The sequence below is a fragment of the Pseudoflavonifractor sp. MCC625 genome (genome assembly GCF_018784545.1).
GTDB classification, from domain to species: Bacteria; Bacillota; Clostridia; order Oscillospirales; family Oscillospiraceae; genus Pseudoflavonifractor_A; species Pseudoflavonifractor_A gallinarum.
In genome coordinates this window covers 312,267-331,986 of sequence record NZ_WQOJ01000030.1, presented here as the reverse complement: position 1 = coordinate 331,986, position 19,720 = coordinate 312,267, and the positions used below count along the sequence as shown (strand labels likewise).

The 19,720-nt window shown below is 56.4% G+C and carries 21 protein-coding genes and 2 tRNA genes; 10 read left to right on the top strand and 13 right to left on the bottom strand.

What is annotated here, in order from left to right; translation table 11 throughout:
* Positions 1-6: 6 nt before the first annotated feature.
* Positions 7-708, bottom strand: coding sequence for a dihydroxy-acid dehydratase (locus tag GPK94_RS16025; protein ID WP_346728006.1), 702 nt, complete (start codon positions 706-708; stop codon positions 7-9).
* 266 nt (positions 709-974) lie between these two features.
* Here GPK94_RS16025 and GPK94_RS08945 point away from each other — a divergent pair, with 266 nt between their 5' ends.
* From GPK94_RS08945 to uppS, 4 genes are all read left to right on the top strand, one after another.
* Entirely contained in the window at positions 975-1,700 is a 726-nt protein-coding gene (locus tag GPK94_RS08945) for a FadR/GntR family transcriptional regulator (RefSeq protein WP_101693341.1), read from the top strand.
* 407 nt (positions 1,701-2,107) lie between these two features.
* Positions 2,108-3,469 carry a hypothetical protein gene (locus GPK94_RS08940; RefSeq protein WP_215655578.1) on the top strand — a complete coding sequence of 454 codons (1,362 nt, stop codon included), beginning with the start codon at positions 2,108-2,110 and terminating at the stop codon, positions 3,467-3,469.
* Between the two features lie 17 nt (positions 3,470-3,486).
* Entirely contained in the window at positions 3,487-7,428 is a 3,942-nt protein-coding gene (locus GPK94_RS08935; RefSeq protein WP_215655577.1) for an S-layer homology domain-containing protein, read from the top strand.
* Between the two features lie 218 nt (positions 7,429-7,646).
* Positions 7,647-8,288 (top strand): polyprenyl diphosphate synthase, encoded by a 642-nt coding sequence (uppS, locus tag GPK94_RS08930; protein WP_215655576.1) that lies wholly within the window; start codon positions 7,647-7,649, stop codon positions 8,286-8,288.
* 112 nt (positions 8,289-8,400) lie between these two features.
* Here the strand turns inward: uppS and GPK94_RS08925 are convergent, their stop codons facing one another.
* Positions 8,401-9,318 (bottom strand): glycosyltransferase family 2 protein, encoded by a 918-nt coding sequence (locus tag GPK94_RS08925; protein WP_215655575.1) that lies wholly within the window; start codon positions 9,316-9,318, stop codon positions 8,401-8,403.
* 222 nt (positions 9,319-9,540) lie between these two features.
* Here GPK94_RS08925 and GPK94_RS08920 point away from each other — a divergent pair, with 222 nt between their 5' ends.
* A complete protein-coding gene (locus tag GPK94_RS08920; RefSeq protein ID WP_101693347.1) occupies positions 9,541-10,011 on the top strand; it encodes a TspO/MBR family protein in 471 nt (156 codons plus the stop codon).
* A 36-nt stretch (positions 10,012-10,047) separates the two neighbouring features.
* Here the strand turns inward: GPK94_RS08920 and GPK94_RS08915 are convergent.
* Both GPK94_RS08915 and GPK94_RS08910 read right to left on the bottom strand, forming a co-directional pair.
* Positions 10,048-10,124: transfer RNA gene (locus GPK94_RS08915), tRNA-Arg, on the bottom strand.
* 176 nt (positions 10,125-10,300) lie between these two features.
* Positions 10,301-10,450, bottom strand: a complete 150-nt coding sequence (locus GPK94_RS08910; protein ID WP_180956877.1) for a hypothetical protein — start codon at positions 10,448-10,450, stop codon at positions 10,301-10,303.
* 179 nt (positions 10,451-10,629) lie between these two features.
* On the opposite strand from GPK94_RS08910, the gene GPK94_RS08905 reads away from it, so the two are divergent.
* Entirely contained in the window at positions 10,630-10,857 is a 228-nt protein-coding gene (locus tag GPK94_RS08905) for a heavy metal-associated domain-containing protein (RefSeq protein WP_186962725.1), read from the top strand.
* 60 nt (positions 10,858-10,917) lie between these two features.
* Here the strand turns inward: GPK94_RS08905 and GPK94_RS08900 are convergent, their stop codons facing one another.
* Positions 10,918-12,093, bottom strand: a complete 1,176-nt coding sequence (locus GPK94_RS08900; protein ID WP_215655574.1) for a YgeY family selenium metabolism-linked hydrolase — start codon at positions 12,091-12,093, stop codon at positions 10,918-10,920.
* A gap of 97 nt (positions 12,094-12,190) precedes the next feature.
* The gene (locus GPK94_RS08895; RefSeq protein WP_215655573.1) at positions 12,191-12,358 is read right to left on the bottom strand and encodes a transcriptional regulator; all 168 of its coding nucleotides are present in this window, start codon (positions 12,356-12,358) and stop codon (positions 12,191-12,193) included.
* 76 nt (positions 12,359-12,434) lie between these two features.
* Between GPK94_RS08895 and GPK94_RS08890 the strand changes: the two genes are divergently transcribed.
* Positions 12,435-13,514 carry a site-specific integrase gene (locus tag GPK94_RS08890; protein ID WP_215655572.1) on the top strand — a complete coding sequence of 360 codons (1,080 nt, stop codon included), beginning with the start codon at positions 12,435-12,437 and terminating at the stop codon, positions 13,512-13,514.
* 210 nt (positions 13,515-13,724) lie between these two features.
* Here the strand turns inward: GPK94_RS08890 and GPK94_RS08885 are convergent, their stop codons facing one another.
* The 5 genes from GPK94_RS08885 to GPK94_RS08865 form a co-directional block, all read right to left on the bottom strand.
* Positions 13,725-14,855, bottom strand: a complete 1,131-nt coding sequence (locus GPK94_RS08885) for a hypothetical protein (protein ID WP_215655571.1) — start codon at positions 14,853-14,855, stop codon at positions 13,725-13,727.
* Positions 14,852-15,484, bottom strand: a complete 633-nt coding sequence (locus GPK94_RS08880) for a redox-sensing transcriptional repressor Rex (RefSeq protein WP_101693349.1) — start codon at positions 15,482-15,484, stop codon at positions 14,852-14,854. The genes GPK94_RS08885 and GPK94_RS08880 overlap by 4 nt, the downstream gene beginning before the upstream one ends.
* 307 nt (positions 15,485-15,791) lie before the next feature.
* Entirely contained in the window at positions 15,792-16,259 is a 468-nt protein-coding gene (locus GPK94_RS08875) for an SHOCT domain-containing protein (RefSeq protein WP_215655570.1), read from the bottom strand.
* 171 nt (positions 16,260-16,430) lie between these two features.
* Positions 16,431-16,727, bottom strand: a complete 297-nt coding sequence (locus tag GPK94_RS08870) for a hypothetical protein (RefSeq protein ID WP_215655569.1) — start codon at positions 16,725-16,727, stop codon at positions 16,431-16,433.
* A 183-nt stretch (positions 16,728-16,910) separates the two neighbouring features.
* Positions 16,911-16,987: transfer RNA gene (locus GPK94_RS08865), tRNA-Pro, on the bottom strand.
* 135 nt (positions 16,988-17,122) lie between these two features.
* Here GPK94_RS08865 and GPK94_RS08860 point away from each other — a divergent pair.
* Genes GPK94_RS08860 through GPK94_RS08850 form a run of 3 tightly spaced genes read left to right on the top strand, consistent with a single transcriptional unit; the run spans position 17,123 to position 18,982 of the window.
* Positions 17,123-17,512, top strand: coding sequence for a spore cortex-lytic protein (locus tag GPK94_RS08860; protein ID WP_215655568.1), 390 nt, complete (start codon positions 17,123-17,125; stop codon positions 17,510-17,512).
* Between the two features lie 19 nt (positions 17,513-17,531).
* Entirely contained in the window at positions 17,532-18,689 is a 1,158-nt protein-coding gene (locus GPK94_RS08855) for a peptidoglycan-binding protein (RefSeq protein ID WP_101693351.1), read from the top strand.
* Between the two features lie 23 nt (positions 18,690-18,712).
* Positions 18,713-18,982 carry a hypothetical protein gene (locus GPK94_RS08850; RefSeq protein WP_101693352.1) on the top strand — a complete coding sequence of 90 codons (270 nt, stop codon included), beginning with the start codon at positions 18,713-18,715 and terminating at the stop codon, positions 18,980-18,982.
* A gap of 55 nt (positions 18,983-19,037) precedes the next feature.
* On the opposite strand, the gene hisE is transcribed toward GPK94_RS08850, so the two are convergent.
* Positions 19,038-19,370: a phosphoribosyl-ATP diphosphatase gene (gene hisE / locus GPK94_RS08845; RefSeq protein WP_215655567.1), complete on the bottom strand. Its 333-nt coding sequence runs from the start codon at positions 19,368-19,370 to the stop codon at positions 19,038-19,040.
* A 3-nt stretch (positions 19,371-19,373) separates the two neighbouring features.
* Entirely contained in the window at positions 19,374-19,709 is a 336-nt protein-coding gene (hisI, locus tag GPK94_RS08840) for a phosphoribosyl-AMP cyclohydrolase (protein ID WP_101693354.1), read from the bottom strand.
* Positions 19,710-19,720 lie beyond the last annotated feature (11 nt).

Sequence of the window (19,720 nt, the reverse complement as noted above, 5' to 3'; positions counted from 1 at the left end):
CCCGCCTCATAAGGCGCTGCGCTGCCGGTCAGCCCAGACGGCCGGGATAAGGGCACTGCCCGGAAGGCTCATTCCCAGAGCTTCACTGACACAGGCCATGGTGTTGGCCGTGCCCAAAAAGGAACAGGACCCACAGCCTGGACAGCTTACATCCTCCAGGGCCCGCAGCTGAGCGGCGGTAATGCGTCCGGCATGGTACATGCCGGCGGCCTCATCATTGGAGGTGGCATCTGATTTGCGCCCGTCAAACATCCCGCCTCCCTGCATTACCCCTCCGGTGACCACAATGGTCGGAATATCCAATCGGGCAGCGGCCATAAGCATCCCAGGCAGGATCTTATCACAGGAGGCCAGCAGCACCAGGGCATCCAGTCGGTGCGCTTGGGCCTCGATCTCTACCGAATTGCATACCACCTCACGAGCAGGCAGAATATATTTCATCCCCTCGTGGCCGTTGGCAATCCCGTCACAACAGGAGATAACTCCGAACTCCACCGCCGTTCCCCCTGCGCGGTAGATCCCCTTGCGCACAAAGTCGGCCAGCTCCCGCAGGTTGTAATGGCCTGGAACCAAGGTACTCCAAGAGTTTGCAATTCCGATGACAGGCCGGTTCGTAAGTTCTTCCTCGGAATACCCCATGGCCTTGTACAGGGAGCGGCACAGCCCATTGTCCGTCCCGGTCAAATTGGTGCTGCTTCTCAACGTCACATCCCTCAGCTCCTCTGACATATGTTGTCTGACTTCATGCAATAATATTATCACATCTATCATAAATGTCAAACATTAATTTAACGGCTCTATAATTTTAGTCATATTGCCAATAGCATCTGTGAAAATTGTGTAAATCGACGGCTATTTTCAAATTGCATGATGTCATACAAACAGGTATAATAAAAAATAAATGAAACTGTTTTTCTGCGTGCCCGCCCCTGTTTCTGGTGCGGGCGGCCGTGTTTAAATGAGGAAGTGTTTGTATGAACCAGGTACAGCAGCCGCAGACCTCTCCCCTTTCTCCCTCCGAGGTGTTCTCCCATCTCACCGTCACCAGTCGGAGGGCTATTTCAGAGGAGCTGTTTGAGAAACTGCGGGAAGCTATTCTCTCCGGGGCACTGCCCGAAGGTTACCCTTTTCCCAACGAGAACGAACTGTGCAAGAAGCTCAATATCGGACGCAGCACTTTGCGGGAAGCCTATGCGCCCTTGGAAACGCTGCACTTGATTACCCGCACTAAGACAGGCACTTGTGTCAGCAAAGAGTCAGATCGGCGCAATGCTATGAACTTTGATGCCATTGCTCAATATACCCAGCCCCAAAATATGATAGAGTACCGGCGGATTGTAGAGGTAGGAGTGGCCCAGTTAGCTGCGCAGAAAGCTGCCCGGGAGGATATCGTAGAGCTGGAGTCCATTGTGGCCGAGATGGAGAAACATGGGGATGATCCGGAGACTCTGACCCAGCTGGATTTTCAGTTTCACTCTACTCTGGCCCGGATTACCGGCAATGAGTTGCTGATGATCTCCTTTAATACCATCCGCATTGTCTATGAGCGGTTTGTAAAGGAGCAGTTCGGCAAAAACCTGCTGAACACTTCCTTACAGGACCACAGGGCATTAATTGAGTCTCTGCGGGTAAACGACTCTGAGCGGGCCGGCAAACTGATGCAGGAACATCTGTCCCACATCGAACAGGTTGCCAAGTGAATGTATGTGCCCCGATATCTCCGGTGGACAAACCATTCACGCATGCGGAGTATCATGAAAGGATCCGAAATGTTCTTTGGATGATACTTCGCATTTTTATATTCAAATCTATATGGCACTCTGTGTGAAGGCGTAGCATGAATGCTACGCCTTTTCTCATATTGGTCAGCCCCTTGCAGCACACAGTACTGGTTCCGGCAGTCACCTTACCGAGGGCTGCAGCAAGCGCCAGATCTCTCAGAAGAAGAAACTGAGCTTCAAACTGTGCAAAGAAAAAACAAGCATCGTGCACACCATTTCAAAAGGCCCTGTGCTATACTGAATTTAATCTCAATTCTAATCTTTTAGGGGGGACAGGCATGCTCTTATTCAGTCAATATCTCCGAGAACTGCTGGAAATAAAGCAGATGTCAATCTCTGCCTTGTCCCGGCTTTCCGGTGTAGAGCGAACGGCTCTCTCCAAAACTCTGGCCGGTCAGCGGGTACTGCCCTATGCCGCTCTGGACAGTCTCATTTACCACTTGCGCCTAACCCCGAGAGAGGAGAGCCGGCTGCGCGGTTATTACGACGCCCAGTTTGAAAAAGAAGGCATCCGCCGTTCTCGGGAGATGGTGGGCCGGATGTTTTCTGACCTGACCGAACTGGACTTCACTCCACCGGCCTTCGAGGAGAGCCGGCTGTTGCTGGACCTGGATGGCTATGCCGGGCAGCGGTCCATCTTTACCGGCACCACCAATGTGCAGCCTTTACTGCGCATGGTGCTCTCTCAAGAGCTCACCCGACCGGACGCCCGGGTAGAACTCACGGTCCCCCCTACCGACGCCTTCCTGGCCGGGGAGCTGCTGCGCCGGTATCTGGACGGCCGTATGGGAGCAGATGTGCGTCAGATCATCGCATTTGATGCCTCCGGCTCTCTGGAGGACATCAATCTCCATAATTTAAAGTGCTTTTGCAGTATCTTCCCCATCTGCCTGTTGTCCAAGCGGCACTACCACCCCTACTATTACTACGATAATACCCTGACCGCCCGGTACACCGATCCCTACCCCTATTTTCTGGTCACCCACAGCTGCGTGGTCTGCCTCTCCGAGGATGGCGGACAGGCTATGCTCCTACGGGGCGCAGATCAGGTAGAGGGTTATCATCGGCACTTTCAGACCCTGCTGGAGCGGTGCCATCCCCTGATCCAATACACCTCCGATCCGGTAGAGATCCTGGAGTCCTATGACGGCTGCACCGATATGGATGGTTTCTACATGATCATGGATCAACCCTGCTTCGGACGGTTTTATGATGAGGCCACCATTGGCCAGTATCTGCGCGCCGAACTGCCTTTCCACGACCGGCTGGAGGGTGTAGCACGGAAGCGATTTGGAAAGCTGCGAACCGTGGAGCGGTTCTGCCAAACCGGCTCCCTGGACGACTTCCCGGTGGCCTTTGTGGCCCCCTTCCCGCCGGAGGTACGGCGACAGCTTCTGAACGCCCTGGCCGGACACATCCGCAGCGGGGACATCACCGGCCGCATCCTGTCGCCGGGGACCTTCCCCGACTACCTGAGCATGACCACCTCCCAGCGCTCGGGCGTGGGCTTCTTTACCACGGAGCGCTTCCCGCTCCAGGATGGCTTCTGCTCCGTCCAGGTGAAGGAGCCCGACCTGTGCCGGGCCTTCCACGGCTGGCTCACCCATCTGCCCGCCAGCGCCCAGGCTCTGGGGGCAGAGGAAACGGCGGAGACGCTGGAGACACTGGGGAGGACCTGCAGAACATGAGAGAAGGAGAGAGGAACATGAGAGACAGAAAAAAACGAATCCTAAGCATTCTGACCGCACTGGCCCTGGCTCTGGGGCTGTGTACGCCATTGGGCGGGCTGGTGCCGAAAGCGGAGGCGGCAAGCTCCCCCAAACTCGCCGCACCGGTGCTGGACGACTTTTTGGTGCCGGTTTCCCAAGTCACGAAGGTCCCCACCGGGTACACCGGCGTGTACACCGCCACCGATCTACTGGCCATCTCAGACGCCCCCAACGGCAACTACATTCTGATGGCCGACATTGATCTGTCCGGCTATGACTGGACTCCCTTATGCAACGATTCCGAAGCGCCCTTTACCGGTGTTTTTGAGGGCAACGGCCACGTGATCTCCAGCCTGAATGGCGTCAACGGCCTCTTTGCCTATACGTCCTCCGTCAGCAGCAGTGCAGAGATTCGCAATGTGGGCATTGAAAACGCCTCCATTGCTGCCCAATATGATGATCAATGGAACGGTATCATCGGCGGTATCGTAGCCTATGCCAAAGAGGACACCACCATCTCCAACTGCTATTTTCAGGGGGATATCGACAGCAACGCCAATACGATCGGCGGCATCGCGGGATTGTTCCGCAGTGCCGATCCGGTGGAGTACTGCTGGATGGCGGGCGACATCCGCTCCACTAATGGGGGCGACAGCTTCAATTCGCCCCAGGTGGGCGGCATTCTGGCCGAGTCCGGGAGCAGCGGCGACCTGACCGTCAATGGCTGTATCCACAGCGGCTCCATTGAGACCGAGGGCTATGCAATGTATGCCGGCGGCATCTCCGGACTGCTGGAGGGCTCCATCTCTAACTGCCAGAATTACGGCACGATCACCCATTACCACAGTTATGCCAATATCGGCGGCATTGACAGTGGACTCTGTGATCCTGTGATCCAGTCCTGTATGAATGCCGCAGATATTCAGGTAGTCAGACGTTCAAACACCTTTTCTAACACACGTGTCGGCGGTATCTCCGCCCTTGGCACCGACATCAGCAACTGCTTCAACTGCGGCGATATCAACACCGACGGTGCCTCCTATGTGGGAGGGATTACCGGCGAGAACGGCCATGCGGACAACAGCTACAATGTTGGTACAATTTGTTCGGTAAATCCGGGCTCCAGCAATGTTGACCCAGGCTATTACGGCTGCGGCGCGCTGTTTGGGTCCACTGTGGGCACTTCCTCCAACTGCTACTATCTGGCCTGCGACTTACCCGCCTATGAAAAGGTCAACGGTACCCCTACCCTCAACACCATCCGCTCCCTGGCTGCGGACCAGATGAAAAAGAGCGGCAACTTCGGCGGCTTTGACTTTGACAGCGTCTGGACCATGGGCAGCGGCAGCTACCCTTATCCCGTCCTGCGCAATGCGTGCGGCACGGATGTGGGTTCGGCCACACCTCCGTCCTCCTCGGACATCATCCCCACCCCCATCCTGAACGATCCAACCTGTACCAAGGAAGGGGTATCCCTCTCCTGGACTCTGCCCCTGGTGGTGCCGGGAGAGATCCACACGGTGGATGGCTTCTATATCCTGCGCAAGACCACCGGCGGCAACTACCAGCGCGTCGCCCAGGCGGGAGAATACAACTCTCTGTATACGGACACGTCGGTCCAGGAGGGCCAGACCTACACCTACACCGTTCAGGCCTATTATAAAGACCAGACCGGGGACTACGACCAGAACGGAAAGACCATCACGTGGGAGAGCAGTCCGCTGTCCATTTCCGAGGTGAATATTTCGGGCGGCTATCCTTTGCTGCCCTTACAGGGAGACTCGGAAGTGCTGCTGACCCTGAAGGAATCCCTTCCCGAGCGCTACCTGGAGGATGGAAAGTTTACGGGTTCTATCCGCCTCATGGCCGGAGAACGCCTGCTGGCCAACGGGACGGAGGTAGCCTATGAACCGGAGTATATGGACCTGTATGCCACCTTCTCCCCGGGGGAGGGAGGACACTTCCCGCCCAATACCGCGGCGGAAATCCAGGTATTGAATGCGGAGGGGCATGTGATCGGCCGCGCACCCTGTAAGACCTACTTCCAGCAGTGGGCGGTTGCAAACTTCAGTTCTCAGGATGCGGCTGTCCCCGAACGCCTGATCTATTTGATGCTGTGGGGCGAAAACAGCGATGGATGGGCGTACGAGACCCGGGCCGACCAGTTGGTGGGCAGAGGGGTCGAGATCGGCAAAGGCGGGTTCTGCTTCGGGATGGCTCTGGCCGTCTCGCTGGTCAACTGGCTTGGTACCTATGATTTTGGCGCGTATGACATTCTGGACGAGACGGGCAATACCGTCCAGAAGCTCTCTCAGGTGGACATGGAGGGGGAATTTAGCGGTATTAATGCAGTGGAATTTATCCAGCTGTGCCATATCGCCCAGTACCTCTGGCCTATCCAGAATGCGCTGGACGAAAATAGGTGGAATTGCTCCGGCTTGCTCCGGGAGATCGACCAGTACAAGGCAGGAGAGTGTCCCATGCCCATTGCCTGGATCTCTTCCACGGATAGCAAAACCAAGGATAAATCCAGCCATGCGTTGGGGGCTTATGATTACCGTCTTGACGGCGGGGATGCTTACATCCTGTGCTATGACTGCAATTTGCCAGGGGGGCGCAAAGAGCTGAAGCTCTCCAACTATAAGGATGCGGGCAGCGCCGCATGGTCCTTTGAGACCCTGGGCTGGCAGGGTTCACAACAGGGCAACAGCGATAACTACTTCACCTACTATACGCCTGAAAAGGACAGTGATATCTTCATTTATGCAGAGCAGTCAAGCTCCGCCATCCTGCTGTCTGTTTCTGATCAGAATACGCTGAAGCAAGTGGAAGTTACTGGCGGACTGGAGCTCACAACGATTTCCCATCTTGCCAGTTCCTATCTGACAGCAGATGCCTCCCCCTTCCGCGGAGGGATGGCCTGGCTCACCGGAAAGGGCACCTTGACCCTCTCTGACGCCACAGGTGAAGCCACGCTGGCAGATGGAGTTGCGGCGTATAGCGTAAAAGGAGCGGAAGGATGGTCCTCTGAGCTGTCCAAGGGTACTGTAACGGAGCTGTCCACGCAGGGACAGAGCATCACACTCTCCTGCACATATTACACAGAGGACGGAAACCAAGTAGAAGTTTCCTTTAACGGCGATTCTGATGATAGCGGAAAGGATATGTCCGTGAGCCGAACCGGCGACACCGTCCACTTCTCTGGTGGAGAAAAGGGCACAGTCACCGTGACCTATGAAAACGGCAAGACCTGGACAGAGCAGGTGGAGCCGGGCAAGGACCTGAGCGTCACTGCTGATGGCAAGAATGAGCCATCCACTGGCGGCAAGAACGAGCCATCTACCGGCGACAAGAACGAGTCATCCACCAACGGTACCGTTTCCCAGAAGCCCGACAGCGTCCGCTTCTTCGACGACATCTCCTCTGACGACTACTTCTACGACGCGGTGGTTTGGGCGGTGGAGAACGGCATTACCACCGGGACCGGGGCCAACACCTTCTCCCCCTACCGCCCCTGCACCCGGGCTGAGGTGGTCACCCTTCTGTGGAGGGCGCTCTCCCTGGATGAGTCCAGCGCCCGCGCTCAGAGCAATCCCTTTGTGGATGTGGAGAACGACGACTACTTCCGGGACGCCGTCCTCTGGGCGGCGGAATATGGCATCACTTCCGGTACCGACAAGAGCCACTTCTCCCCTGACAAGACCTGCACCCGGGCCGAGGTGGTCACCTTCCTGTGGCGCAGCCACTTCCCCACTGAGGTGGTCATGGACGGAACAGACTTCCGGGATGTCAGCAGCACCTCCTATTACTTTCTGCCGGTGAGCTGGGCCGTGAAGGAGGGAATCACCAGCGGCACCGGGAAGGACACCTTCTCCCCCAACATGGTCTGCACCCGCAGCCAGGTGGTCACCTTCCTCTACCGGTACTTTGGAGACTAACTCCTCCCCCGCATCTTCAAGGGCCCATCAAACCATGATAAAATTCCAAGTAATCCCTATCACGATACTCGGACCAAAACAGAAAGACCGTCGGTATGTACCGGCGGTCTTTTTCTCCTTCAAAACCTGGATCCCCTGCATACTCTGCAAAAGCCACTTTTTATTCCATGTATCATAATGGAAGAAAAAGCAAATACTAAAGGAAAGAAGGTGATGATATGCGAATTCCAAAGCACATCGGAATTATTCCAGATGGAAACAGGCGTTGGGCCAAATGTGCAGGACTACAAAAGAAGGACGGCTATACCCACGGTTTGAAGCCTGGCTTGGATCTGTTGAGACTGGCAAAGGATGCAGGGATCCAGGAAATCACTTACTATGGTTTTACAACCGATAACTGCGGACGACCTCCGGAACAAGTCAAGGCTTTTTCCAAGGCCTGTGTTGACGCAGTAAATCTGATCGCATCGGAACCTGTTTCACTCCTTGTCGTGGGCGACAAAGATGCCTCTACATTTCCGAACGAACTCTTGCCATATACCACGCGAACCGACTTAAATGGCGGCGGCACTCGTGTCAATTTTCTGGTGAACTATGGGTGGGAATGGGATCTCGCCGGGTTAGATCATCCCGGCAGGAATCGCCGGAACATTTGCAGTGAACTTCATTCCCATGATATTTCACGGGTTGATCTGGTGATCCGTTGGGGCGGAATGCGCCGATTATCCGGCTTTTTGCCAGTGCAGTCCGTTTATGCGGATTTCTTTGTTGTGGATCGGCTATGGCCTGATTTTCAAGCAGAGGACTTCGCTCAGGCGCTGCAATGGTATCAAAAACAGGATGTGACTCTGGGCGGTTAATCATCGGCTCCCCTCCTCTATTACGAAAGCCGGAGCATCTATAATATGGATGCTCCGGCTTTATGCTTCTCCCGCGGAATCCAGGAGGAATCCTGTTCTCCGTACCGCTCCCCTACTCCCATAGCCGCATTTTCGTCCTGGTCCGGGTGCGTCCCCGCCGTGTCTTGCCACGCGGCTTTTTCGCGGGAAACACTTCTCTCAGGCGGGCCGGGAAATCCGGAAGCGTGATCCCGTCTACCGCCCCAGAAATCAGGTAGCCATAGACCTGCATCTTCTGTTTTTCGTACAGATCCAGCGCCTGATAGAGCTTTTTATAGTAGGAAAATGTGACCCGCTTCATCTCAATGGCATTGCGTACCGTGGCCTGTGTCACAACCAGGCTCTCCGGGCGCTTCACATAATAGTAGACCGGATGGGGTACTGCCGCCACCAGGCGCACATGTCGCAGATACTCCAGGTTAAACAAAAAGTCCTCGCACCAACTCAGTCCTTCCGGGCACTTCAGCTCTTCCCGCTGGATGATGCTGCGCCGGTATAGCTTGTTCCAGAGCACGCCATAGTAATAGTTGGCCGGCGCCTTTCGCATCTCCGTGGCGTATTCGCCCAGTGTCAGAACACAGCGCTTCTTAATATGCCCTCTGACGGCCATATGCTCCCCCGAGACACGGTAAAAGTGGCCCACTGTCAGATCTGCACCGGTGGATTCCGCTGCCCGCACCAGGCACTCCGTGGCGTCAGAAGGCAAATAGTCGTCCCCATCCACAAACTGAATGTATTTCCCGCTCGCTCTGGAAATAGCGGTATTTCGGGTGGCAGAAACGCCCCGATGGGGCAGATCCAGCACCTGAAAACGGCTGTCCTGCTCGGCAAACTGCCGGCAGATCTCCAGACTGTGATCCGGGCTTCCGTCATTGGCCAGCAATACCTCTATTTTTTCCCAGCTCTGTGTCCGGATACTCTCCAGACACCGCGCAATCTCCCGTTCTACCCGATAAACCGGCACAATAATGCTGACCAGCGGTCGCTCCATGCCCATCCTCCTCTGTTTTCGTCTGCGCACACTGCGCTGTTACGATGATAAAGAACCTCCCATGCGAAATCAAGGGACATTTTGTAAACATCTGCCCATTTGCTGCCCGGATACATAGGGCGTATCCCGTTGGGCTATCCTAAATCAGCATACCACGTTCTGTTTCTCTTATCACTGACATAAATTTTGCATGAATGCCCCATCTTGATCGGAGGTATCGCCATGAAAGCATCCTGGAAAGCTCTTCTTGCACACCTGGCCATCCCGCTTTTGGTGGGCGGTCTGTCCGCTCTCCTGACCCGGAACAGCATGGAACATTATGAGGTCTGGCAGCGCCCGCCCCTCTCCCCGCCCGGTACCGTTTTTCCCATTGTATGGACCATCCTCTTCCTTCTGATGGGATACTCGGCCTATCGCATCTGGCGAAGCAAGCTCCCGGGGCGGGAACGGGCCCTGGTCCTGTATGCGCTTCAGCTGCTGGTAAACTTCCTGTGGCCCCTGCTCTTCTTCCGCTGGGGATGGCTGCTGCCCGCTTTTTTCTGGATCCTGCTTCTCATCGGCCTGGTGGCCTGGATGATCGCGCTCTTCTACCCGCTGGACCACACGGCCGCACTCCTCCAGATCCCCTATCTGCTCTGGCTGATCTTTGCCGCATACCTCAATCTGGGGGTCTGGTGGCTCAACCGCATATGACAAAAAGGCTCTGGAACTTGCGTTCCAGAGCCTTTTTGGTACGGCTGAAGGGATTCGAACCCCCGACCTTTTGGTTCGTAGCCAAACACTCTATCCAGCTGAGCTACAGCCGCATACCGTTTCGCGATCACTCGTCGCTGACAGCTTAGTTATAATAGCACACTCTCCGACAGATTGCAAGCCCTTTTTTCAAAAAAATTGATTTTTTTGAAAAAGCCCCACGGCGGAGGTCTCCGCCGTGGGGCTGCCGTTACCGGCTATCGTACAGAAGTGAGTCTCTTTTTGCCGCTCAGCAGCAGCCGTTATTGTTGTTGCAGCCGCAGTTACCGCAGCCACAGCTATTACCGGAGCCGGAGCCACAGCCGCAGCAGCAGCACAGAACGATGATGATGAGCACGATCCACAGGCAGCCGCCGCCAAAACCATTGTTACAACCCAATGACGCCCTCCAAGGCGTCGTCTGCCGCTCTTTCCGTGATGTCCAAATCATGCCGCTCCTTCCATCCATTCCATCTCCCTGTACCCGCTGCACCTTCTCCTGTTACGCAGCCGTTACGCTGCACTCTCAGGGCATGACACCGGAATCTTTGGGACAAACTGTATCCGGAGGTGCTTTTTATGGATTCTCAACACGCCTATTTTTCCATCGCCAATCTGAATGGGACTCGGGGCGCTGCACAGATTATGCAGCAGCTCAACACCACTCCGGGCGTTCTGTCCGTTCAGGTCAGCATACGCCGGCAGCAGGTGGCGGTACAGTACGATGCCTCGGGCATTCAGCAGCCCCAGATCCGTCAAAAACTCTCGGACATGGGATATCAGTCCAGTACGGCTCTCTCTTTCTGAGGCCTGATCTACTATGACAACGCCCCCGCCTGCTTCCGGCAGGCGGGGGCGTTTTGCAACTCAGCGGGTCAGCTGTTCCAGGATGCAGGCAAACCCCTTGCACGCCTTGGTGAGCTGCGCGATCTCGATGTACTCGTCCCGGACGTGGGCCAGAGATTCCAGCGAGGGGCCGTATCCGATGCCCGGGATCCCGGCCTCTCCACAGAAATGGCTCCCGTTCGTGCAGAAGGAGAAGTGGGAGATGGGCGCCTCGATCCCTGCCTTGCGCAGGCCGGCCAGCACCTTCTGGACGTCCGCGTCCTTCTCATCCATCAGCCAGGCGGGGAAATAGCGCTTGGCGGCGATGGTCTCCCCGGTCCAGGCCTGCTCTCTCCCCTCCGCCAGGTAGGCATGGGCGCGCAGGCCGGGCACTCGTGCGGCAGCCCGGCGGATGGCCTCCTCCACCTGGCCCAGAATGACGCTCTCGTCCTCCCCCACCAGGGTCCGGCGGTCAAAGGTGGCCCGGCACCGGGCAGGTACCACCGATGCGCCCGGATAGGGGGCGGAGACGATGTCGGTCAGCTCCAGGATGCCCTTCCCCAGAATGGGGTGCTCCCGGGGCACGATGGCCCGGATCTCCTCCAGGACAGCCATCATGTGATAGACCGCGTTGACTCCCTTCTCCGGGTTGGAGGAGTGGCAGCTCACGCCCTCGGTCTCCACCACCACCTCGGCCCGGCCCCGCTGGCCGATCTTCACCGTGGTGGAAGTGGCTTCTCCGATGATGACAAAGTCCGGGTGGCACAGGCGGGTGATCTCCCGGGAGGAGACTCCCTCGAAGCACTCCTCATGCACCGTACAGGAGACCCACACCTCTCCGGCAAAATCCCGGCCGCTGTCCTGGGCAAAATGGGCCGCGGCGGAGATCATGGCAGTGACGCTTCCCTTCATATCCGAGGCGCCCCGGCCGTAGATCCGCCCGTCCACGATCTCCGCCCCGAAGGGGTCGTGCTCCCACTCCTCCGTGTCGATCACATCCACATGGTCGATGTGTCCGTCCATCAGAATGGTCCGTCCCGGACGCTTGCCTCGGATGCAGCCCAGGACGCTTCCGTACCGGTCTATGATCACCTCGTCAAAGCCGTACTCCTCCATCCGCTGCTTCATCAGGTGGGCCACGCCCTCCTCCCGTCCGGAAAAGCTGGGAATCCGGATGGCCTCTCTGCAAAATGAAATGAGCTGTTCCTCTCTTGTCATATCCACTCGCTCCCTCTTCCATCTCCGCCCTGGCGGCATATTTTTTTGATACCGGCAGTATAGCATATCAGGACCGTTTCGCGCAACCGCTCCCCTGTCAGAGATCGTAAAAGCGCTCCCGCAGATATTTCTCCGGCACCTTGCCCCGGACGATCAGATACCCCTTTTCCCGCAGCTCCTCGTTGAGCTGCCGGATCACCCCATAGGCGCTGCTCTTTTTCACGCTCAGGAGGACCATCACGTCCTCCGCACCCAGCATTCTCATCTCATTCACCTCACAGCCATTGAATGCCGCCCATGCGCTTCCTATGCCCCATACCCGTCAAGAGGAGGTTTCCGCCATGTCTGTGGCCAAAATGAAAGACGGCAGGCGCTGGTATGTCTCGGTCCGCTATCGGGACTGGACCGGCGCGGTCCGTCAGCATAAGAAAGAGGGCTTTCTCCGTCAGTGCGACGCCAAAGCCTATGAGCGGGCCTTTCTGGACCGCCAGAATACCGGCCCCGCCATGACGGTGGAGACTCTCTACCAGCACTACCGGGCTGATTTCCGGCTTCGGCTCCGGCCATCCACCGCAGAGACCAAGGAATTTTTGCTGGAGCGATACGTGCTCCCTGCTCTGGGGGCTCTGCCGGTGCGGGAGGTCACTCCCACCGTTCTGCGCACCTGGCAGGGTGAGCTGCTCCGGCAGGCGCTCTCCCCCGGTTACCTGCGCTCCATCAGCAGCCAGGCCTCCGCCCTGTTCGGCTATGCGGTGCGCTATTACGGCCTGCCGGAAAATCCCTGCCGGCTGGCCGGCTCCCTGGGACGGCGCAGCCGGGGAAATATGTCCTTCTGGACGGTGGAGGAGTTTCACCGTTTTCTCTCCGCTGTGGCGGAGGACCCCCTCTCCCGGGTCCTGTTCTCCCTGCTGTTCTGGACCGGGATGCGGGTGGGAGAGCTTCTGGCCCTCACCCCGGCGGACTTTGATTTCTCCGCGCACAGTATCTCCATCCGCCGGACCTATCAGCGCCGCCACAGACAAGATTTCTTCTCCCCGCCCAAGACCCCCAACAGCCGTCGGACCATCTACATCACCCCCGCCCTCTCCCGGCAGGTGGAGGAGTACATCGCGCAGACCGGCTGTCTCCCCCAGGAGCGGCTCTTCCCCTTTACGGAACACCTGATCCGGGGCCGGATGGCCAGAGGCTGCGCCCGCTCCGGCGTGAAGCGCATCCGCATCCACGATCTGCGGCATTCCCACGCCTCCTTTCTCATTGAGCAGGGTTTCCCTCCCATTCTGGTGGCCCAGCGGCTGGGGCATGAGAAGATTGAGACCACGCTCGGCACCTATGCCCACCTCTACCCCGACAAACAGCGGCAGCTGGTAGACGCGCTCACCGCCTGGGAAAGCCGTTACGCTCCCGCTTCGCCGCCGGACTGACCGCTCCCTCTCTCCCCTGCGGTGCAGTTCGTTCCCCAAAGCGGTCATTGTTACAACCCATAATGAGTACCTCCTGAAAAATTGTGGTGGTCCGATGCCCTCGGGACTCTGTCGGCCACAGTCCATACTATGCCGGCGGGGGCAGATGGTGCAGAGACAGAAAAAGGCGTGGAGCGCTCCTGTGAGCACTCCACGCCAGTGGCTTGCGTATTAGGCGATCCGGCTTACCGTGACCTGACTGCGGATCGCTTTGACCTGTTCCCCGTCCAGTGCGCCGGAGGCGCTCAGGGACTCCAGCAGGGTTCCGCCCTCCTTACAGGTGGCATCCAGCCCGAAGTAGGAGAGGTATGCCACATGGGCCCGCAGAAACGTACTGCTGCTCAGCAGTGTGTACTCGCCCGGTGTGATCACACCCAGCTCCCGCGCTCTGGGCAGAACCGTCTGCCAGGTAAAGTCCGGGTTGCTCCCGCTGTCCCGATATCCCAGGGCGCGGAGCAGGAAGGTGAGATACTCCCCCGCGCCGATGGTCCGCTCCGGTCCAAAAGCGGGCTTTCCCTCCGCGGTGGGCCCCACGCCAGCGGCATACCCCTTTTCATAGGCGTAGGCCACATAGCTGCGGCACCAGTCGGGCACATCCACAAAGGGGCACGCACCGGTATAGGCCTGGGCCTGCTTCTCCTCGCCGATCATGCGGAGGAACATGATAAGGCCCTCAATACGGGTGGGGATCTTCTCCAGGTCATACCCGGAGCCATATCCCGTCCCGGTCCCCGCAAACATCCCCATCTGCTGAAGCGCCTCCGCCAGGGCATTGTAGTCGGTAGCCGCGCTGGGCGAGAGGGTGACTACCCCCTCGGTACTGACCACAGCCGTCTCACTCACGATGGAGACCACGGCAGAGGTCCCTTCCGCAGCCAGATAGCGGTGCATCGGGGTGAGCCGCTGCCCGGAGGGCACCACATTCCCCGCCGTCACATCCACTACCGCACCGGCGGAGTAGGTCACGGCTGCCTCCCCGGCCAGGAAGAGCAGCCCCGATCCCGTGGAAACGGAGAGCACATCTCCTTCCTTATAGCGGTCATCCCGCAGTCCGCTGCTTCCGCCTGCCTCGGCCAGATCCTCCTGGTAGGCCTGATTCAGCTCCTGGAAGACCTGGTCATAGGTGGTCTGCGTGCGGGTTTCGATCCGTTTCTCCGCCTGCGAGAGTACGTCAGGCAGATACGTCCCGTTCAAAAAACTCAGTGAGACCAGCGGGTCCTCCGCCGAGCCGCCCGCCGCATAGGCCAGGCCGCTGCCGATCAGGACCACCGCAATCAGTAAAAACGCCCACGCTCGCTTCATGCATCCTCCGAAATCAGATAACTCAGGGTCTGAAGGCTGTCAGAGAAATGTACATTCTCAATGAAGATGCCCTCTTCCCGGATATTCAGCTCTGTATTCGTAAAATTCCAGATTCCTTTCACACCGGATTTGACCAAGCGATCCGCCATCTCCTCCGCAATGCTGCGGGGAACGGTGAGCACGCCCACGCTGGCGGGATGCTCCCGCAAATAGTTCTCCAGCTGGTCTATATGAAAAATCGGCGTCCCGGCCATGATCTGTCCCACGACCTCCGGACGCACGTCAAATGCCGCATTGAGATGGAATCCGCTCCAGCCAAAGTTGAAATTCTCGATCAGAGCACGCCCCAGGTTTCCCACGCCGAGGATCACCGCCGTATGGCCCCGGTTCATGCCCAAAATATCCACGATCTCATTGAGCAGATTGTCCACATTATAGCCGTAGCCCTGCTGTCCGAACTCCCCGAAACAGGAGAGGTCCTGCCGGATCTGGGAGGCTGTCAGTCCCATGGACTTTCCCAGGGCGCTGGAGGAGATCCGCACCACGCCGGCCTGGTTCAGTTCATTCAAATGCCGGTAATACCGCGGCAATCTCCGGATCACCGCTCCCGACACATTTTGCTTCCGCATCCATATCACGCTCGCTTATGTTTGTTTCCCTGCCTGAACCGCACCACAAGTGCCGGTCAGGTCACTCCATTCCAATTGATTAGTATACCATGTCACTCACACTTCTGCAAATGATTTTCCCGGGAAACCATCCAACATATCTATGAAAAAACGGCATGTCTCCACACCGCAGACAGAACATCGTTTTCCAGCAAAGCAGAAATGAACGAGATGCTCGCCGCAAGAATTTATAAAGCCAAAAGAGCAAGTCCTTATGGGACTTACTCTTTTGGCTTTAGTATATTATAGAACTTACTTAGAAACGTGTTTACAATCTAGCCAATAGCTCTTCTTTTTTTTGCTGAAATTCTTCATCTGTCAAAATTCCTGCGTCTCTAAGCTCAGATAGCTCCTTTATTTTCGCAGGAATATTTTCTGTCGAGTCAGTATTATTCGATACAACTTTCTTGTAATTCTTTAATTCTTCAAAAAGAATTTGCAACATATTGTTGAGATTATCTTGATTTTTTCCCCAATCTACCGTGCCAAACTTCGAAGCCGAAGCTATAGAGAGTTCTGTCATATTATCCGCGGTAGGACTAAGTGTAATTAATAGATTTTCACCCCATGATTTCCAACTGATCCCCGTCTTAATTGCAATAGTTCGTGAAGTTGGGTCTGAGGTTTTTATAGAAAAATGAGAGTCTTTTTTCAGTGCTGATATAAGTGCGCTATATGTGTCATCTACTTGATATTCAATAATCTGTTTGTTTGATGTGCTCGAATTAAGAGACATAATATCACCACCTCTGGTTTTAATTATATTACTTGCAATATAATAAAGCAAGCTTTATAAAGATCCACGAGTCCTATAAAGTACTCCCAGATGGTTGGAGTGTCATAAAAAGATCTGTGGAAATCTAGTAATATCCGCGGTTTCAAACAACAAGCAACGCGCTTGATCCCATCAAATCATAGGCTTGGAAACATTCTCCGCCTTTTTCCCTTTTTCTAGTGCGTCAAACTGTGCCTTGATCTCCTCATTTACAACAGCATTCATTCCATCTGGGAGCAGGCGTAGGTCTTCTTCTTGAATATCTATCGTTGCGATATCATCCTTTTCCCCATATTGCGGAAAATTGACAAGCCAGCAATTCTTGATATTGTCCTCATCGCAAATCCACCCCTGCATACCTTTATGAACACCCTCGCTGGCATACCGGTTCTTCTCAACAATCACTTCAACACAGTCCATATATTTCATCGTATTCCCCTCCATATGGTGTATTTAGCCATATTTGTCCATTTGGATACACTGTTCATCCAGTTAGAAAGGAGACATCCCGAATACATAGGAGGAAATAAGCAAAAAGTTGCACGTTTCCGTACAACTATCACAGAACAATTTGGAAAATAAAAAATCGGAGTACCCCGAAGGATACTCCGATGGTCCGAGTGACTGGATTCGAACCAGCGGCCTCTTGAACCCCATTCAAGCGCGATACCAAACTTCGCCACACCCGGATTTTGCCGCCTCACCAGACGGCTTATATAATATAGCATATCTTTCCTCCTTTGGCAAGCCCTTTTTTCAAAAAATTTTTGACACATCGGAAGCGGCCTTTCCATACACTGAAAAAGAAAAAGGAGGAATGCGCTTTGGCTTCCATCGGAACCATCATCACCCGTATTTACGCCTCCCAGGCCCGTCTCCCGATCCAGGGTGCCACCGTGGCCTTTACCCAGGGCGCCGCCAATGAGCGGCAGACTCTGCTGGCCGTCCGGGTCTCCGACGCAAACGGTCAGACCGCCCCCGTCCGCCTTACGACACCCAGCCAGTCCCAGGGTACCAGTCCCGGCGGAGAAACCCCCTATGCCCTGTGCAATATCTGGGCGGAGGCCCCCGGATACGAATACCATGTCATACAGGGGGTACAGGTCTTTCCCGGTACGGAGACCATCCAGGAGATCGAACTCACCCCTCTCCCCCTCACGCTGCCCAACCACCAAAATACCGATACCACCCAGATTACCCCCCAAGAGCTTTGATTCGATTGGAGTGAACGCCATGCCGTCCACCGTACTCCCGTACATCCCGCAATATATTACCGTGCATCTGGGCCCTCCCGGGTCAGACGCCGAAAATGTCACGGTCTCCTTTCCGGACTATGTAAAAAATGTGGCCTCTAGTGAGATCTACCCTACCTGGGAGCCCGCAGCGCTCCGGGCCAACATCCTGGCCATCATCTCTTACGCCCTCAACCGGGTCTATACTGAGTACTACCCCAGCCAGGGCTATCCGTTTAACATCACCTCTTCCACCGCGTACGACCAAAAATACATCCATGGACGCAACACCTATGAGAATATCGACCAGATCGTGGACGAGATTTTCAATACCTACATCCGCCGGATCGGCTATGTGGAACCTCTGGCCGCAAAATTCTGCAACGGCACCACCACCACCTGCGATGGCCTTTCCCAATGGGGTAGCCAGGATCTGGCCAAACAGGGCTATGACACCATGGACATTCTCCGCTATTATTACGGCGACAACATCGAGCTGGTCAGCAACGCGCCCATTCTGGGCATCCAGTATTCCTACCCCGGCGCTCCGCTCCGGCAGGGGGCCCAGGGCCCCGACGTGGTCCAGCTCCAGACCATGCTCAACCAAGTGGCCAGAGATTATCCCGCCATTCCCCGTATCCAGCCGGTGGACGGGATCTTCGGCCCCTCCACGGAACAGTCCGTCATCCGCTTTCAGGAGATTTTCGGACTCACCCCGGACGGTGTCGTGGGGAATGCCACCTGGTATCGTCTGGTCTATCTCTATGTGGGAATCCGTGACCTGTCCGAACTGGTCAGCGAGGGACAGACCTTTTACAGCTTCCAGCTGCAAAATCTCAACGACGGGCTCCTCACCCTGGGCAGCCAGGGCGACGGCGTCAAGGTACTGCAATACATGCTCACCGTGCTCTCGGAATTTTACCCCGATGTCCCCGCGGTGGAACAGGACGGCATCTATGGTGACAGCACCCGGCGCTCCGTGATGGCCTTTCAGCGGCACGTAGGTCTGCCGGCCACCGGGGCGGTGGATTCCGCCACCTGGACCGCCCTTTACCGCGCCTATGAGGGTATCCGCGATACCGTCATCATTGACGGAAACCTCTTCCCCCTGGCCTCATTTGTCGGGGAGCAGGGCCAGCCCGGTACAAACAGCCCCTGACCTTACCGATAGGAGGTGATCTTGTGTACCATGCGATTCCCCCCGGGACACGCTGCCCGGAGTGCGCCCATGCCCAGCGGCTCTTTCTGGAGCTCTCCACCGCTCTCTCCGGAATCGAACGCTGCCCCGCCACCGGTCTGCACACCGGCGCCTCTGTCCGCAATGTCATGTGGCTCCAGCGCTCCCTGGGGCTGGCACAGACCGGAGTGATGGACGACACCCTGCTCTCCGTCCTTGCCGCACTCCACCGCTCCGCCCGCCGCTGTTCCGGCTGTTATGGAGCATCCATTTAAAACATACCAAAGCGGGGGACGGCAAGCCGTCCCCCGCTGTTTGCTTCTCTTTGTCTTAAGTCTCCCGGTCTACGGTGTGGAACTGCTTCAGGTTGCCGATTTTCTGACTGCGCCGGTCCAGCTCCTCCATCACGGCGCTCAGCGGGATCTCCTGGGCCGCCAGGAGCACCATCAGATGATAGATGAGGTCGGAGATCTCTCCCACCGTCTCGGGGGCCACCCCGTTCTTGGCGGCGATGATGGTCTCGGCGGACTCCTCGCCCACCTTTTTCAGGATCTTGTCCAGCCCCTTGTCAAAGAGATAGCAGGTATAGGAGCCCTCCTGCGGATTGCGTTTGCGCTCCAGCACTACCTCGTATAATCTCTCCAGTACGTTTTTCTCGCACATGGTTTATCCCTCCTGTGGTTCCATTGGTATCTCATTGAAAAAGCAGCTCTCCCGCCCGGTGTGGCAGGTGGGCCCCACCGGCTTGCAGAGGTAGAGCAGCGTGTCGGTGTCACAGTCGGTGATCATCCGCTGCACCCGGAGGAAATGGCCGGAGCTCTCCCCCTTGTTCCAGAGCTTCTTCCGGCTCCGGCTCCAAAACCAGGCCGTCCTGGTCTGAAGGGTGCGCTCCACCGCCTCCCGGTTGGTAAAGCCCAGCATCAGCACTTCCTTGGTGTCGGCCTCCTGAATGATCACAGGGATCAGATCCGACTTGGTGAACAGGCGGTCCAGATCAAACATATCCCTTTCCC